This is a genomic window from Inquilinus sp. KBS0705, assembly GCA_005938025.2.
Lineage (GTDB): Bacteria > Bacteroidota > Bacteroidia > Sphingobacteriales > Sphingobacteriaceae > Mucilaginibacter.
This window is the reverse complement of record VCCI02000002.1, coordinates 367,434-383,176: the sequence shown is the minus strand read 5'-3', so window position 1 is coordinate 383,176 and position 15,743 is coordinate 367,434. Positions and strand designations below refer to the sequence as shown.

General features: G+C 40.3%; 12 protein-coding genes. 5 read left to right on the top strand and 7 right to left on the bottom strand.

The features are described 5' to 3' along the window. Positions 1 to 134: 134 nt before the first annotated feature. A complete protein-coding gene (locus FFF34_013130; protein TSD64838.1) occupies positions 135 to 1,685 on the top strand; it encodes an Rne/Rng family ribonuclease in 1,551 nt (516 codons plus the stop codon). Positions 1,686 to 1,751: 66 nt separating this feature from the next. On the opposite strand, the gene FFF34_013125 is transcribed toward FFF34_013130, so the two are convergent. Continuing rightward, positions 1,752 to 2,849 carry a hypothetical protein gene (locus tag FFF34_013125; GenBank protein TSD64837.1) on the bottom strand — a complete coding sequence of 366 codons (1,098 nt, stop codon included), beginning with the start codon at positions 2,847 to 2,849 and terminating at the stop codon, positions 1,752 to 1,754. 123 nt (positions 2,850 to 2,972) lie between these two features. Here FFF34_013125 and radA point away from each other — a divergent pair, with 123 nt between their 5' ends. Next, positions 2,973 to 4,406, top strand: a complete 1,434-nt coding sequence (gene radA / locus FFF34_013120; GenBank protein ID TSD64836.1) for a DNA repair protein RadA — start codon at positions 2,973 to 2,975, stop codon at positions 4,404 to 4,406. A gap of 13 nt (positions 4,407 to 4,419) precedes the next feature. On the opposite strand, the gene FFF34_013115 is transcribed toward radA, so the two are convergent. The 6 genes from FFF34_013115 to FFF34_013090 form a co-directional block, all read right to left on the bottom strand. Further along, positions 4,420 to 5,658 carry a serine/threonine-protein phosphatase gene (locus tag FFF34_013115; protein TSD64835.1) on the bottom strand — a complete coding sequence of 413 codons (1,239 nt, stop codon included), beginning with the start codon at positions 5,656 to 5,658 and terminating at the stop codon, positions 4,420 to 4,422. Between the two features lie 83 nt (positions 5,659 to 5,741). Next, positions 5,742 to 6,872: a glycosyltransferase gene (locus FFF34_013110; protein TSD64834.1), complete on the bottom strand. Its 1,131-nt coding sequence runs from the start codon at positions 6,870 to 6,872 to the stop codon at positions 5,742 to 5,744. After that, positions 6,856 to 7,827, bottom strand: a complete 972-nt coding sequence (locus tag FFF34_013105; GenBank protein ID TSD64833.1) for a hypothetical protein — start codon at positions 7,825 to 7,827, stop codon at positions 6,856 to 6,858. Before FFF34_013105 ends, FFF34_013110 begins: the two co-directional genes overlap by 17 nt. 64 nt (positions 7,828 to 7,891) lie before the next feature. Further along, positions 7,892 to 10,786, bottom strand: a complete 2,895-nt coding sequence (locus FFF34_013100) for a DEAD/DEAH box helicase (GenBank protein TSD64832.1) — start codon at positions 10,784 to 10,786, stop codon at positions 7,892 to 7,894. 138 nt (positions 10,787 to 10,924) lie between these two features. Further along, positions 10,925 to 11,497 (bottom strand): hypothetical protein, encoded by a 573-nt coding sequence (locus tag FFF34_013095; GenBank protein ID TSD64831.1) that lies wholly within the window; start codon positions 11,495 to 11,497, stop codon positions 10,925 to 10,927. A gap of 3 nt (positions 11,498 to 11,500) precedes the next feature. Beyond that, positions 11,501 to 12,301 (bottom strand): diaminopimelate epimerase, encoded by an 801-nt coding sequence (locus FFF34_013090; protein TSD64830.1) that lies wholly within the window; start codon positions 12,299 to 12,301, stop codon positions 11,501 to 11,503. A 168-nt stretch (positions 12,302 to 12,469) separates the two neighbouring features. On the opposite strand from FFF34_013090, the gene FFF34_013085 reads away from it, so the two are divergent. From FFF34_013085 to FFF34_013075, 3 genes are all read left to right on the top strand, one after another. Beyond that, positions 12,470 to 14,011, top strand: a complete 1,542-nt coding sequence (locus tag FFF34_013085; protein TSD64829.1) for a Do family serine endopeptidase — start codon at positions 12,470 to 12,472, stop codon at positions 14,009 to 14,011. A 90-nt stretch (positions 14,012 to 14,101) separates the two neighbouring features. Then, positions 14,102 to 14,761 carry a ligase-associated DNA damage response endonuclease PdeM gene (gene pdeM / locus FFF34_013080; protein ID TSD64828.1) on the top strand — a complete coding sequence of 220 codons (660 nt, stop codon included), beginning with the start codon at positions 14,102 to 14,104 and terminating at the stop codon, positions 14,759 to 14,761. Between the two features lie 202 nt (positions 14,762 to 14,963). Next, a complete protein-coding gene (locus tag FFF34_013075) occupies positions 14,964 to 15,743 on the top strand; it encodes a succinate dehydrogenase cytochrome b subunit (protein ID TSD64827.1) in 780 nt (259 codons plus the stop codon).

Below are 15,743 nucleotides of genomic sequence, written 5' to 3'. Positions count from 1 at the left end.
AAAAACAGACATAAGAAAAAATAAGCTACATAAGTAGTTTATTACCCCGATTTATCGGGGTTTTTGTGTGTGGTTTTTACCCACTTATTAACACACGGTATAATGTTATACCGTTTTAAGAAATGGAGTAGCAGTTGATAAAAGAATTAATTATCGATTCATCCCCGGGCGGGGCTACTATTGCATTATTACAGGACAAACAACTTGTAGAACTACATAAAGAGCAAATCACCAACAATTATACTGTTGGCGATATCTATTTAGGCCGCATAAAAAAAATTATGCCCAGCTTAAATGCTGCCTTTGTGGATGTTGGTTACGAGAAAGATGCCTTTTTGCATTACCTTGATTTGGGGCCGCAGGTACAAAGCCTGCTTAAGCTTACCAAACAAGTACGTAGCGGGGGATACCAATCAAAGCTTTTAGATAATTTTAAGCTTGAGGCTGATATAAACAAAGGAGGCAAAATCTCGGATGTTTTATCAAAGAGCCTGCTTGTGCCCGTACAAATTGCAAAGGAGCCTATATCTACCAAAGGGCCCCGCTTAAGTTCCGATCTTTCTATTGCAGGCAGGTATGTAGTGCTGGTGCCTTTTTCTGAGGTAATATCTATCTCAAAAAAGATAAAAAGCAATACAGAGCGTAACCGCCTGCGTAAGGTGGTTGAAAGTATTAAGCCCAAGCATTTCGGCGTAATTATACGTACCGTATCTGAAGGTAAGGGCGTGCAGGAATTACAAAAGGACCTGTTGGATCTTATATCCAAATGGGAAACTTTCGTAACTAAACTACACGGTACCGAGCCATCTAAAAAGATATTGGGCGAAATTGGGCGCACCTCAACTATCCTTAGGGATATTTTGAACCCTGACTTCCACAATATTTATGTGAATGATCAAAGTATGTACGACGAAGTCCGCTCTTACATACGCGAAATATCACCTGATATGGAGGGAATTGTTAGGTTACATAAGCACCGTGAACCGTTATTTGAACATCATGGGGTAGATAAACAGATCAAATCTACCTTTGGCAAAACGGTTAATTTAGCTGGTGGCGCCTATTTAGTTATTGAGCATACCGAAGCTTTGCACGTAATTGATGTAAACAGCGGTAACCGCACAGCTAATAAAGAGAACCAGGAAGAAAATGCTTACCAGGTAAATAAAGAAGCCGCTAAGGAAATCGCGCGCCAATTGCGCCTGCGCGATATGGGCGGCATTGTAGTTGTCGATTTTATTGACATGCACAAGCCAACCAACCGCAAAGAGCTTTTTGATTACCTGAAAGCACAAATGGCTGATGACCGTGCCAAGCATACCATTTTGCCACCGAGCAAATTTGGCTTGATACAAATTACCCGTCAGCGTGTAAGGCCCGAAATGAATATTGTTACAAGCGAGGTTTGCCCTGCTTGTGGCGGTACAGGTACTATAAGGCCAACCGTATTGCTTATAGATGATATCGAAACTAATTTCAATTACATTTTAACCGAGCAAAACGAGAAAAATATTACACTTTGTGTACACCCGTATATCGAGGCTTACATACGCAAAGGCTTGTATAACCGCCAAATGAAATGGTACTTTAAATATGGCCAGTGGATAAAGGTTAAAAGCAACCCGGCCTACCAAATTACCGAATTTAAATTCTTCTCATCTAAGGACGAAGAGATTAAGCTTTAAGATAGCTATATGCGGATTAAAGAGCGGATGCCAAAACAGCATTCGCTCTTTTTATTTATATTGCTGTTACTTATAAGCTTGTAATAACCCGTCATTATTTATAGTCCACATTGCAGCTTTACCATCAGTTATACCGGCCGAAAAAAAGGTTGCCGAACCTGCCATGATAAGTGTATTACTTGTTCCATTAACAACTATAGAAGTTGATAAAATATTTAGATCGCTTAAGCTGGCGGCAAACGCCTTATGCTGTTTATAATATTCTTTTTGCTTGTAATAAACCAGCCACAAGTATTCTTTTTGCAGGTCGATATACGGTATATTAAAATCCTGTTTAGGTGCATCTTTACCGCTTACAAATTGTAAATAGCCCCAGCGCTCGGGGGCATGCATGTTAACTATACCCTGCGGCGACCACACCCAATTACGCTCGGGCAAATTCTTTCCTTTACTATCGGTAAGTTTAACATACTTGCCGTTTTTTATTTGAGTATCCCACTCCACCCTCGAAAAATTGATGCGCCATACTTTGCCATCGGTAGGCACGCCACCGTCAAAACCGATATTGATAGCACTAAAGGGAATTTTAAACTCAACGGTCCAGCCGGTATCAGTATCTGTTGGGTTATTAAGCGTGCCCTGTAACTGTACTGCAGTTTGCATGCCGGGTGTGTCCCAACTAATTAATGCGTCTCCCTTATCGCGATACGGCTTAGGCATAAACAGGTCGAATATAGCGTTGCGTTGGTTTACCTCTACTTCAAAATAATCGCGGGCATCGTTATTGGGGTCTATAAAAAGCTCAAAGTCGTTATCCTTATAAATAGTTTGATCGTGTCTGGTTAAGTTGGCCCATAAGTGAGGCTCCTGCATTTTTACTGCAACATAAAGATTACTGCTATCCCAAAGCATTTTTACCTGCGTTGAAAACGCAGGCTTGGGGTTTAAATCACCTTCAATATCTACAAAACTATCTGTCCATGCCGCCTGTTGCCATGGCGCATCATTAATGTCACCATCAATTTTAGGGGCGTTTGTAGTATAAGTTACTATATAACTTTTAGGTGTGGTAAATAGATGGCTCATTGTTTTAAGCAAATCCTGAGCACTGGCGATTTGACCTGTTATTAATAAACCGATAGATAGAAAGCTTTTTTTAACCATGCACTAATATAGCAATTGCATTTATAGCCAACTTGTATCGCGACTGATTTATGGCTGTATAAATTGCTAATTATATTGGCAAAATAATTAGCATATTTGTATCTATAATCTGCACATCTAACAATGGCTAAAACCAAGATCGCATACTTTTGCCAAAGCTGTGGCTACGAATCGGCTAAGTGGCTGGGCAAATGCCCAAGCTGCCAGCAATGGAACACTTTTGTAGAAGAAATTCTGGAAAAGCCAAACGCATCTGTACCTACGTGGAAAGCAAGCCCTACAACCTCGCAACGCTCTAACAAACCTGTGCAGGTTACCGATATAGTTTTTAAAGAAGAGCATCGCCTGTTAACGCCGGATAGCGAATTTAACCGTGTGTTAGGGGGGGGTATTGTTGCAGGCTCGCTGGTACTAATAGGCGGGGAGCCGGGCATTGGCAAATCTACATTAATGCTGCAGCTGGCTTTAAATATGCCCAACATTAAGGTACTATATGTATCGGGCGAAGAGAGCGACCATCAAATAAAAATGCGCGCAGAGCGGTTAGCAACTGTTGGAGGTACTCCATCATTACCCACAAAATCGGAAATTGGGAAAGCTTGTTATATACTTACTGAAACATCCACCCAAAATATATTCAAGCAGATAGAAGAACTGGAACCTGACCTGGTGGTGATAGACTCTATTCAAACGTTACATTCATCACATATCGAATCGACACCGGGCAGCGTATCGCAGGTGCGCGAGTGTACGGCAGAGTTGCTTCGTTTTGCTAAAGAAACAGCTACCCCTGTGTTTTTGATAGGGCATATTACTAAAGATGGTATGATAGCCGGCCCTAAAATATTGGAGCACATGGTTGATACCGTTCTGCAATTTGAAGGCGACCGTCATCATGTATACCGTATATTACGTACTATAAAAAACAGGTTTGGATCAGCCTCCGAGTTGGGGATATATGAAATGCTGGGCGAAGGATTAAGGGAGGTGTCTAACCCATCAGAGATATTGCTATCTCAACGAGACGAACCACTAAGTGGGATAACTATATCAGCCACTTTAGAGGGCATGAGGCCGATGCTGATTGAAACCCAGGCATTGGTAAGCACATCTGCTTATGGCACGCCACAGCGCACCGCAACTGGCTTTGATACCAAACGAATGAGCATGCTACTGGCCGTATTAGAAAAGCGCTGCGGCTTTCGGTTAGGCGCGCAGGATGTATTTTTAAATATTACCGGCGGTATACGGGTAGAAGACCCTGCTATAGACCTTGGATTGGCTGCTGCTATTATATCATCGTTGGAAGATATCCCTATTCCATTTAAAACTTGTTTTGCCGGAGAAATAGGCCTATCGGGCGAGATACGGGCGGTTAACCGGATCGAACAACGCATTGCCGAAGCTCAGAAATTGGGGTTTGAGCAGATATTTATATCAAAATATAACATGCCATCGGCCAATAAGGATAAAAAAGCCTGGGATCTATCGCGTTATAAAATTGATGTAAAGCCTGTGGGAAGAATAGAAGAGGTATTTGGGCTACTTTTTGGATAAGCGCAAACTCCATTTAAGTGATACGGATAGATAATAGGGTAATGTCATCAATAGGTGTACCCTTAACTACAACGTTTACATGGTTCATTAAGGCATCGTTGAAATTATCGGGTGGCATTTCGCCATGCTTTATAACAAACTCAAGCAATTTTTCTTCGCTCCAAGTTTTAAAGTTTGGCATTTCATGATCCATCAGGCCATCCGTATAGTTAAATAACAAGCTGCCCGGGTCAACATCTACTTCCCCCTCATTTAAAAAAGGTAATTCGTCAAACACGCCAATCATAGTTGTACCTAACTTTAAAGGAACAGCTTCCCCATTAGCATATAAAATAGATGGATTATGGCCCGCATTAACATAATTAAGCTTACGTGTTTTTTCGTTATAACGCGCTAAAAACAAAGTGATAAACTTCTCGCCTTTAGTATTGCGAATCACTATTTTGTTTAACCGTTCTACAATGTTAGCCAAGTCATCTTCTATGGCCGCCAACCCTTGCAAACTTGCCTGAAAATTTGCCATTAGCAATGCGGCCGATATCCCTTTGCCCGATACATCGGCAATACACCACATAAACTCATTTTCGTTTAAGCGGAAAAAATCAAAATAATCGCCTCCTATATCCTGGTGTGGTAAATATTTTGCACCAACTTCAACAGCTGTTTCTTTATACACCCTAACCGGGATAAGCATGTTTTGTACCTCTGCGGCAAGCTCCATCTCGCGCTGAAAACGTTCGGCCAGCAGGCGCTCCCTAAAAAGCCTTTTATTCTCCAAGGCTACAACAATAACGTTAATTAAAGTTTGTATAAAATTAAGGTCGTTATCCAGCATTTCGCCACTGGTATTAAAGTTACCTATAAGGGCAAATGCAAGGGCCCTATTTTTATGATAAATAGGAATAAAGTATTCGTACCCGTTTAAAACCTGGTTGGGATTGCCCTTTAACAAAGCGGGCGATTTGAATTTATTTAAATGCTTCCATGTTTGATTAAGCACTGTGGGGGGTTCAATAGTTCCGCCGTATTTAGATATACAGGTATAAACGCCCTCCTTTAGTATCAGGAAACGGAACTTTCCTACTTGCAAATAGCTTTGCAAAATAGTCTCCAGCATCTGTATAAGTATCTGGGTAGATGTGTTTTTATTTATAGCCCGGGTTATCTCCAATAACGAGTTTAATTCCGACTGCCTTTTTAACAGTAGCCGAATCAACTCATCTTCACCGGAACCATCGTTATTATTTTGCATTATTTACTTTAGGCAGCCTAAAATAAATAATAATTCTGTTTATAAATTGCAGCCGGGCGCATTTATTTTAAACCACGAATACACTATCGTACCACGCGCCCCTTCCAGGCATATTTGCGGGTATTACCCATTAAGCCGACATACACAAAATATATGATGTGCAAGGGTGCAAGCAGTATTAGCAAACCCAACAATGCGGGGCGCTTGAAAAATGACATGATGGGGTATAAAAAAACGGCCTCGAATGCAAATTTAAGCCAAAACTGAACCAAAAAAAGTTTAAAGAAATGGATGTCATAAAAGCTTAACCCGGCGTTTATCAGTAGCGAAAGGTTAAACAACCAGATGCAAACAGCAAGCGCTACGACGCTTTTATCTTTATACCGTGTTGATTTTGATGCCCACCTGCGCCTTTGCTGTAAAAAATCGCTAAGGGTTGGTTTTGCATGGGTATAAACAATGGCTTCACTTCTCTTAAAAAAGCCTATGCGGCTAGGGTAAGTTACGGCCACCTTTTGAAGCAACAGTTCGTCATCGCCCGATGCCAGGTCGTCTATGCCCTTAAACCCGCCTACTTCATAAAAAACATCTTTACGATAAGCCAGGTTGGCGCCGTTACATGTTGAGGCACGCCCGTTGCCTATAAAAGAAGCGCCAATACCTATCAGGTACGAGAATTCAAGTGTTTGCATGCGCTCAAACAACGACTTTTCTTCAAAGTAAGTCACCGGCGATGATATCATTACCGGCTGGTGCGTTTCGTAATATCCCACTATTGATGAGAGCCACTTTGTGCCCATGCGGCAATCGGCATCGGTAGCTACCATTAAATCGCCGGTCGAAAGCCCTATGGCTTCTGCAATTGCTTTCTTTTTATAGGAATTTAGTGCCGCATCTTCCTTTAGCTGTAGCAATTTAACGCCCTGGCCTGCGTAACTGCGAATAATGTCTGCAGTACGATCGGTGGAATGATCGTCAACTATTATAACTTCTGTTAAATGTTTTGGATAGTCTTGCGCTATAATATCATTAATGGTAAGGTGTATAAGCTCTTCCTCGTTGCGTGCGGCAATTAGTATGGTAACTTTTGTGGTAAAGGTAGCACCAGTAATATCGGGGCGTTTTAATGCCGCCCATCCTTTAATTAGATAGACTACTACCAGCAGGTAAAGGCCGGCAAGAAATAACGAGATAATACTATGCAGTGCGATCAAAAAATTTAAGTTTAAATACAAATGCCGAACCTATTATTGCCGGAATAATAAGGTTAATTAGCCATATGGATGATACAGCTGCAATTATAGCTATTTGCTGGTTGGTAATATATAAAAATAAGTGTGCCGCGGTAAAACTGCGAACTCCGATATCAAGCAGATCCAGCGATGGCAGCGCTGATTGTATAAATATGAATACAAACACGGTAATTATCATGTATATAAACGGTACTTGCGGCAATAGCAGATGTATAACTAAATAATACTGAAATGAGAATACAAAAAACCGGGCAAGGCTGTAACCTATAACTACCAAAAGTTCTTTGGTTTTGTATCTACCCATAATATCAAAAAAACGATGATACTTTTTAAGAAATGATACCCGGTTTAGCCCGTTAACCAACCATTGTATGTTAAAATAAAAAACCAAGAATAACCCCAGATATATAGCTGATACAGTTACGAGCAACACATATAGCCAGGTGTTAAGCTCAAAGAAAAAGTAAATAAACCATAGCGATGCCAACACACCTACCACATTGGTTATAACATTTTGCGCGAAAGCACCAACCGCCATAGCAAATACCCCATGCACCCGTTTCCGGTTTGGTAAAAACATTACCCGGCCCCCATATTCACCAATGCGGTTAGGCGTAAATATGGCCCAGGTAAGCCCACAAAAAACAGCCTCGACAGCTACCCACAACGATATAGGACTTAAACGCTTGGAAAGATATTGCCATTTAAAACTTTCGAGCAACCAGTTTATCAGCATTAGTACTACCATCGCAGATAGTGTAATTATTACCTGCTGCTGTTTTATTTGAGCTATTAAATGCTCAAACTGTTTAAGGCTATCGTTTTTGTTTAAAAACTGATGATAAATAAATAAATAGGCTAAAACAAGTATAGCCGCCTTAAGTAAATAGGATAGGACTTTTTTAGATGCTGCCAAGTACTGGAAAGTTTCTGCAATGTTACAAAAAACGCAACAAGGTTAAGGTGCGGATGTTTAATTGTTATCCTAATATTTCTTTAATATCATCAGCCGATAACGATTTGATAAAACTATCCTCAGTAGTAATCAACGCTCTTGCTACACTTAACTTACGGTGCTGTAGGGCCAGTATCTTTTCTTCTACCGTATCTTTTGTGATAAACTTGTAAATAAACACATTTTTAGTTTGCCCAATACGGTGTGTTCTGTCAATGGCTTGCTGCTCAACAGCCGGGTTCCACCATGGGTCTAAAATAAATACATAATCGGCTTCGGTTAAGTTTAAACCAACGCCTCCGGCTTTTATTGATATTAAAAACACCCTCGTCTTAGCATCTTCCTGAAACTTTTTAACTACATCGCCGCGGTTTTGGGTACTGCCATCCAAATAAACATACGGTATGCCTTCCTTTTCAAAATGCTCGCGGTAAATAGTTAACTGCTTCACAAATTGCGAAAATACCAGTACTTTATGCCCCCCATCCAACACGTTTGATAAGGTATGCACCACGTCTTCAAACTTGCCCGAGTCTCCCTCATAGTCCTGGTCTATCATTAATGGGTGGTTAGCTATTTGCCTTAGTTTTATTAAGCCCTGTAAAACCTGTATCTGGGTTTTAGCATAGGTACCGTCCTCCAAACTTTTCAATAACTCGTTTCGGTATTCAGACTTTACCTTATCATACACCTCGGCCTGTTCTTCGCTCATTTTACAATAAAACAGGTTCTCGGTTTTAGGCGGCAACTCTGTTGCTACCTGTTCCTTAGTTCGGCGTAATACAAAAGGCTTTATTATTGCCTGCAACTTGCGGGCCTTATCTTCATCCTTCTTCTTTTCAATAGGGGTTACAAATTCATTTTGGAAGAATTGCTGCGTGCCTAGTAGGCCGGGGTTTATAAACGACATTTGTGTCCACAAGTCGTTAACTGAATTTTCTACGGGTGTACCGCTTAGTATGAGTTTGAACCGCGATTTTAATTGTCTTACCGATTGGAAAGATTTTGATGAGGGGTTCTTAATATTCTGACTTTCGTCTAATATCACGTAGTCAAAATAATAAGCTTTAAACATTTCAATATCAATACGGCTAATACCATAGGTTGTAATTACCACATCATAGTTTTTAAATACCTCTGCCGACTTGTAACGAAACGCACCGGTATGTACCATCAGCTTTAATTGCGGTGCAAACTTTTTAGCCTCGTTTAGCCAATTATATATAAGCGAGGTTGGCATTATTACCAACGATGTACCCTTACTTCCCTGTGCTTCGGTATCCTCTTTATGTTTTTGCAGCAAGGCAAGGGTTTGTATGGTTTTCCCCAAGCCCATATCATCTGCAAGGCAACCCCCAAAATGGTATTCCTTTAAAAAGTGGAACCAATTATACCCTGCTTTTTGGTAAGGGCGTAAACTTCCCGCAAAATTTAAGGGCATTGGTACATCTTCCGTCGCTTCAAAGTCGCTTAGTTTTTGCAGCTTTTTATTCATGGCTACTTCGGCCATTTCGCCTTCCTGCAACTCATTTACCAAACCTATATGGTGCCGGCGCAGTTTAATATTATCCCCACCCTCGCTAAAGTGTAATAAATTGCCGTATTGCGAGAACCATAGTTCGGGTATAACAGCAATCTCGCCTGATGGTAGTACAAATTCTTTTTTATGGCTGAGTATATGATTTTTTAACTGAATGAAAGGAATGCGATAGGGCCCAAAGTAAACCACCGCGTTAATATCAAACCAATCATTATTCTCACTTATTTCTAAGTCTATTTTAGTGTTACCGAAAACATATCGCTTTTGCCCATCGGGTTGTTCAATTTCAAACCCATTGTTTACTAAATCATCGTGGTGCTGGTTTAGCCATTCAAATACCGGAAAAGAGCGATCCGAGTCTTCATCTCCGACTGCAACTTCCAAATTTTGAAATAATGAAGAAACAGTTTTTAAACCCATCGCTTCCAGTTGTTGCAGCTTCCCTTTCTCCCAGCTTACCGATCGTTTAATACGGTGGAATACATATTCGTCGCCTGTGCGCTCCATTCTTACAGATACATGCCGCCCATCCCCATACGGGAAAACGTACCCTGCATATTTAAAATATAGCTGTAATTGCGAAGTGCCGCCCTCAACATAAATAGGTTTTAACACAGGGATGGCTTCGTGTTTTTCTGTGTTGATGGTAAACCCTTCGGCATATACGCTATGCTTTTCTATCAACGGAGCCACAAATTTTTCGAAATAAGATTGCTCCGATGATTTTGGGATAGCTATGTACCGCTTATTTAAAAAAGGCAACAGCTTTTTACCCTCTATTTCCTTATCAAAATAATACAAGGTGTCATCCAACAGCATCCAGGCCGGGTGGTTACTAATGATCTCGGCATTTTTAAACATAAATTCGATACGCATACCCTGGTACTTAATGGTAGGGAAATAGCGTATCTCTTCCTCGTTGCGCCTAAAATGGAAAAGTACCGATGCCGGCTCGCTTGCTATATGCACTTTACGGCCTGCTGGATACCCCTCTTTACTCATTACATATATCTCTTTTTTACCTAACAATGCCAGTGCTTCGGCTATTTTTTTCTCCATCTTGGGGCGGATGGTATCAAAAAGCTGATCGTTAAATATTTTGGCAAAAAATTCGAAGGGACGTATGGGTTTTTTGTAGAACTTTTTAATAATGTTGCCTTGCTCTATATCCTCCAGTATCTTGATAAGTTTACGGTCGGTATCGTCAATACACTGCGAAAACTCTTCGGCAGTATTTGAAAACAGGCGCTGATGGGTAAAGGAAAATTCGCCGTTGGGGTTTAGCTGAACAATGTGCGGCTCAATAACGTACGACAAGTAATCGTGCCGGGCAATGGCATAAATGATCTGGCAAGGCTTACTGCTGTCTACGCGTAACATTAATTTCTGATAAAAAATTAATGAAAGCTACAACAACAAAAAATTCAAACGTAGGTTAAAAAATTTGCACTAGAAAATTTTGATTAGAAAATTTATTAACACATTGTGCTGTACTAAGTACAACGGGAAGTCAAAAATTTAATGCAATTCCAAAACAGTTGGTTGTTCCTCAATTTTAGGAATATAAGTAGCTTGTTTTTCAGAAGAAAGTATTTGCCTTGCTAAGCCAGGATTTATGATTGTTTTGCCTTTGTATTTTATTTTAGAAGGATTAATACCCAAGTACTCTAACGCTTCGTTAAATTCGTTATTCATAAACGGACTGACTATTGTAAGATGGTCCTCACCTCCAAGGTTATTAGTATACACGACATATTCAAGTGGCCCCGCAAAATGCTCATTCTCGGGGAGCTTGGTACTTTCCATAAAGCTTTTTAATGGTTTGGCACCATTAAAAACTCTGTTAAGTTGTTTTAGTTTACTCTCCGTTAATTGGTAGGTTGTATCAGCAATACCGTTATACCATACCGACCGGCAACGTGCTTTGCCATCCTCACTAATCTCAACAATATCTTTTATAACTGCTTTTTTGCCAGCTATCTCATAAGTTACGTATGTTAAAGACCGGAATTTTGCAATTACTTGCTGTGCATTAACAGTAGCAGCCCGCCCAATAACCAATAAGGTTAAAAATATTTTAAATTGTTTCATTTTTTATGATAACACTATCTCACCCGCAAAAACCAGCTCGGCAGGTCCTTCTAAAAAGATATTGCTAAACTTTTCGCCATCACTGTCAAAGCGGATGTTTAGGTTTCCGCCTAACACTTTTATGGGGGTGTTGATGGTTCCGTGTTGATGATTGTGTTTAGCCATAGCCAATGCCACTGCAGTAACGCCAGTGCCGCATGCATAGGTTTCATTTTCAACGCCCCGCTCAAAGGTACGTACAAAATATCCCTCGCCCTCTTTTGCTTTTTCTACAAAGTTTACGTTAATGCCGTCTGTTTTATATGTGGCATTATTACGTATAGCATAACCTTCATTATAAACATCTTTTATCTCCAGGTCGGTAGTTTGTTTAACATAATGTGGCGATCCGGTATTTAAAACATATGCATCGCCATCCTTATTAATATCGGCTACATCAATCATCTGCAAACTAACCCATTTGCCATCTTCTGAAATTTTGGCATGGTGTACGCCGTCAGTAGCCAGAAATTTTGTCGCGTCTTTTACAATGCCTAAATGTTTGGCAAATGCTACAATACAGCGGCCGCCGTTACCACACATACTGCCCTCGTTCCCATCAGCATTATAGTAAACCATTTTAAAGTCGAAACTTTCTTCGTTCTCCAATAACATCAGCCCATCGCCCCCTACACCGAAACGTCTGTCGCATAATTTTGCAACCGCCTGTTTATCAAGCATATTTACAAGTTTTTGCCTGTTGTCAATCAAAACAAAATCGTTGCCGGCGCCCTGGTATTTGTAAAATTTTACTTGCACTGTAATATGTTATGTGGCTTAGTTGTCTATGTATATAGGTATGAGGTAACAAATATAACAGACAACGTGTGGTTATTTAACAATTTTTAACAATATTACACATACCTTATTATTGATTATATCGTCTATATGGTATTAAATTTGAATCCCTTATATAAACAAAGCAAAAGATAAGTGAAAAATAATATGAAAAAATTTGGTTTAACATTATTAACCGCCTTTGTTGGCGGTGCCATGGCGTTAGGCGTATATAAGCTTGCCGAAAACAAGTATGCCGACAACATGAGTATTGAAGATAAGCAAAAAGTATATTTTGCTAATAATCCGGCACCTGCGCGTGTGGAGTCGTCTGCAGGCTCCGTTGATTTTACACAGGCAGCAGCCGAAGTTACACCGGCAGTAGTTTACATACGCACTACTTATGCGGCAAAAGGAAGTGGCAGCCAAGACCAGTTTGAGCAAATGTTTGGACAGATGTTTGGCCAGCGCATGCGCCCTCAAGGCCCTCAAATGGCATCAGGTTCGGGCGTTATCATTTCTCCTGATGGTTACATTGTAACCAATAACCATGTGGTTGCCAAGGCCGAAAAAATCACTATCGTAACCAACGACCACCGTAGCTTTGAAGCAAAGGTGATAGGTACCGACCCGAATACAGACCTTGCTTTAATTAAAATTAATGCAACTAACCTGCCCATTGTAAAATTAGGCAATTCGGATGCTGTACGTGTTGGCGAGTGGGTTTTAGCGGTTGGTAACCCTTTTAAATTAAACTCAACCGTTACTGCAGGTATCGTAAGCGCTAAGGGTCGTAATATTGGTATTATCGACCGTGGTGACGATGATGATGAGAACCCATTCCCTGTTAGGCAGCAAGAGCCTTCTTTAAAGAAAGGTATAGAATCTTTTATTCAAACTGATGCTGCGATTAACCCTGGTAACAGTGGTGGCGCTTTGGTAAACTCAGCCGGCGAACTAATTGGCATTAACGCAGCTATCGCATCGCACACCGGCTCATACGAAGGATATGGCTTTGCCATCCCTATTAACCTTGCAAAAAAGGTATTAAATGATATTAAAAAATTCGGCGCGGTTAAACGCGGCTATGTAGGTATAAGCTTCGCAGATCTGAGCGACCCTGACGCAGCAAAAAGCGTAAACAGCGATCAAACAAACGGTTTATATGTAAACTCACTTGTACCGGGCGGCGGTGCCGAACAAGCCGGTTTAAAAACTGGTGATATTATAACCAAAGTGGAAGGGAATACTGTTTACGAATCATCTGATCTGCAAGAACGTGTTGCACGTTTACAGCCAGGCGATAAAATAAGCATTACCGTTTTACGTAACGGCAGCGAAAAGAATTTTGAAGTAACGTTAAAAGCAGAAGCTCCGGCTGCGAAAACTGCTGCTGTGTCAAAATCAGCATCTGAATTGTTTAACAAAATGGGCGCAAGCTTCCAACCGTTAAATGCAACACAAAAGGCTAAATTCCATGTAAATTCAGGTGTATTGGTTACCCAGGTTCGTCCGGGTGGAATTTTTGATGACACTGAAATTCCAGTTGGCTCGGTTATAACATCTATAAATAAGCAGCCTATTAATAGTGTTGCCGATATGGATAGGGTTATTACCAACTTAAAAAATGGCCGCTTAATTATTACAGGTGTTTATCCTGATGGGGGCAATTTTAGTAACGTATTTGAAATACAGTAATTATAATAAGTGATTGTTTATTAAGAAGCCCGGCTTATGCCGGGTTTCTTGTTTTAAGCCTATGCATTATCTTTGACCCCGAATATGACCATGAGTGCCGGCACCCCTTTCCATTTTTTAGATCAAGACCTATTATTACTACCGCAAAAGGCTATTTACTGGCAGCAGCAAAAAGCACTGATAGCAGCAGATGTTCATTTAGGCAAAGTTGGCCATTTTCGAAAGGCTGGTATTGCTATACCCCGCGATATGGAGCAAGACGACCTTGCAGTGTTATCAGACCTAATTCATGAATATCGCCCTGAGACAATTGTTTTTTTAGGCGACCTTTTTCATAGCGATTTGAATAACGATTGGGATTGGTTTGTAATGTGGCGCAGGCAGTTTCCTAAATTAAAGATCGTTTTGGTAAAGGGGAACCATGATATTATACACGATAAACACTATACCGATATTGACATAGTAGTGCAGGATGAATTATTAATAAGCCCTTTTTTGATGCTGCACCACCCGCTAACAGCCCCTGATGATATGCGACAAGAGGGATATGTTTTGTGCGGGCATATACACCCGGGCATTAATTTAGCCGGCAAGGGCCGACAAAGTATAACACTGCCTTGCTTTTCATTTGGTAAAGCCCAGGCCATTTTACCATCGTTTGGTAAGTTTACCGGTAAGGTAGCCATACTAAGCCGCAAAACAGATAAAGTTTTCGGCGTACTAAAAGATAAAGTTATAGCAATTAATTAATGCTTTTTTAGATACTCGTGTACCTCAGTATGCTTATGATTCTATCTGTCGATCAAACTACTAATACTTAATCATTGTTACGTATAAAGATGTGTAATTCCTTAGACTGTTTCTAAATAGTGGATTGTAGCGCTTTAAGCCGAAACCATTTATATCTTTTGGCTTTTAATAAATACTTTTGCCTAAATAAATCTGATCAATAATGAGCGAATTTAAACAAACCTTTAACTCATCACTGGGAAAAAAGCTGATAATGGCTTTAACAGGCTTGTTTTTGTGTACTTTTTTAATTGTACACCTGGGGGGTAACCTGTTACTGTTTAATAACGATAATGGCTACTCTTTTAATGCCTATGCTAATTTCTTAACGCATTTCCCGCCTATAGAGGTTATAGCTTACCTTTTATACCTGGCTATAATAGTACATTCTATTTATGCGCTGGTATTAACTATTAAAAACCGCAGGGCAAGGCCTGTAGGCTATGCTGTTGCAACAAAATCGCCGGCTTCATGGTCTTCAAAAAACATGGGCCTTTTAGGTTCTATTCTGTTTTTGTTCATCGTTATACACATGGGCGATTTTTGGTATAACTATAAATATAGCAACACCATAGGTTTTAAAGAATACCGCACTAACCTGCTAAACGGCGAAACGGTAGTATCCGACTTTAAGCCCGAGAACCCTGACTTTGAGCGTTCTTTAACAACAGAAAAGGATGTTGAGATAATGCGCGTAAAAGATTTGCATGCACGTATTACATCAAGCTTTAGCCACTTATGGTATGTTGCTTTTTATGTTATTGCAATGGGTGCGGTATCTTTTCACTTATTGCATGGTTTTCAAAGCGCGTTTCATACACTGGGCTGGGTACACAAAAAGTACAAGCCTATCATTTACTTCTTTGGCACATGGTTATTTGCGGTTATTATTCCCGTAGGTTTCGCGTTAATGCCAATAGTATATTACATAAAAAGTTTATAA

Excerpts from the sequence above, each read along its gene's own strand:
- FFF34_013125 (TSD64837.1), bottom strand. The coding sequence starts at position 2,849 with ATGGTTAAAAAAAGCTTTCTATCTATCGGTTTATTAATAACAGGTCAA.
- FFF34_013075 (TSD64827.1), top strand. The coding sequence starts at position 14,964 with ATGAGCGAATTTAAACAAACCTTTAACTCATCACTGGGAAAAAAGCTG.
- pdeM (TSD64828.1), top strand. The coding sequence starts at position 14,102 with ATGAGTGCCGGCACCCCTTTCCATTTTTTAGATCAAGACCTATTATTA.
- FFF34_013095 (TSD64831.1), bottom strand. The coding sequence starts at position 11,497 with ATGAAACAATTTAAAATATTTTTAACCTTATTGGTTATTGGGCGGGCT.
- FFF34_013100 (TSD64832.1), bottom strand. The coding sequence starts at position 10,786 with ATGTTACGCGTAGACAGCAGTAAGCCTTGCCAGATCATTTATGCCATT.
- FFF34_013115 (TSD64835.1), bottom strand. The coding sequence starts at position 5,658 with ATGCAAAATAATAACGATGGTTCCGGTGAAGATGAGTTGATTCGGCTA.
- radA (TSD64836.1), top strand. The coding sequence starts at position 2,973 with ATGGCTAAAACCAAGATCGCATACTTTTGCCAAAGCTGTGGCTACGAA.